At 74.0% G+C, this 970-nt stretch carries 1 protein-coding gene; it reads right to left on the reverse strand.

From position 1 onward, the window contains the following. Positions 1 to 46: 46 nt before the first annotated feature. Complete coding sequence (locus tag MTQ10_RS30725; RefSeq protein WP_247474075.1) at positions 47 to 889, reverse strand: class I SAM-dependent methyltransferase; 843 nt, start codon at positions 887 to 889, stop codon at positions 47 to 49. Positions 890 to 970: the final 81 nt, after the last annotated feature.

Consider the following 970-nt stretch of genomic DNA (forward strand, 5'->3'; position numbering starts at 1 on the left):
GGTCCGGGAGTGGGTGTGGGGTGGTGACGGTGGCGCGGGTTGTGGGTCAGGGGGTCGCCACCAGCAGCTGCACGTCGTACGTCTCCTGCACGGTCCCCTCCGGGAACAGGTCCAGCAGGCGGCGGCGCTCCTCCTCCAGGAACGCGCGGCTTTCCTTCTCGTCGTGGACGAGGAAGACGGAGTGGCTGCCGAGGTTGGCGAGGTGGGTGTCCACGGACACGCTGCGGCTCCAGCGGAGCTGACGGAAGCGGAAGTCGAGCCGGCCGGTGGGGTCGGCCTCGCGGGAGGTCCGGGCCCGGCCGTCGACGCCGGTGGCGTCGAGGCTGAAGTGGATCCGTATCCGCTCCTGCTGCTCGGCGATCCACGGCACGTCCAGCGCGCTCGTGTTCCACCACAGGGCCAGGGCGCCGCCGGGGCGCAGGGCCCGTACCGCCTCCGGGACCGCGCGAGTCCGGTCGGTCCAGTGCCAGGACTGGGCGTAGGTGATCAGGTCGACGGAGGCAGTGGCCAGGGGCAGGGCATTGCCGTCGCCGCGGACCACGGGGAGGTCAGGGTGGATGCTGTGGAACTGCGCCGCCATGCCGTCGCCGGGCTCCACGGCGACGACCCGCGCGCCGCGTTCCCGCAGCAGCGCCGTCGCGATTCCGGTGCCGGCGCCGACGTCCGCTACCCGCGCCCCGTCGAGGGGTCGTCCGGCCAGGTCCTCGATCGCGTCGAACAGGGCGGGCGGATAGGAGGGGCGGTTGGCGGCGTACTGGGCCGCGGCGGCGTTGAAGGAGCGCGCGCGGGCGCTGCGGGAGGGCACGCGGGCGCCGGGGGCGGATGTGGGGGCTTCGGAGGCGCCGGCGGCGGACGTAGTGGCGCTCTGGGAGGACGTGGGGGCTGTCATACGGCCATGATGGCGGCGATGATCGCGCGCGACAGGCGGTTTTTCGCCTATGGGGCGGGGCGTGAGTGCACGCCGGGGGCG

It is taken from the genome of Streptomyces sp. XM83C (assembly GCF_023072675.1).
GTDB classification, from domain to species: Bacteria; Actinomycetota; Actinomycetes; order Streptomycetales; family Streptomycetaceae; genus Streptomyces; species Streptomyces thermocoprophilus.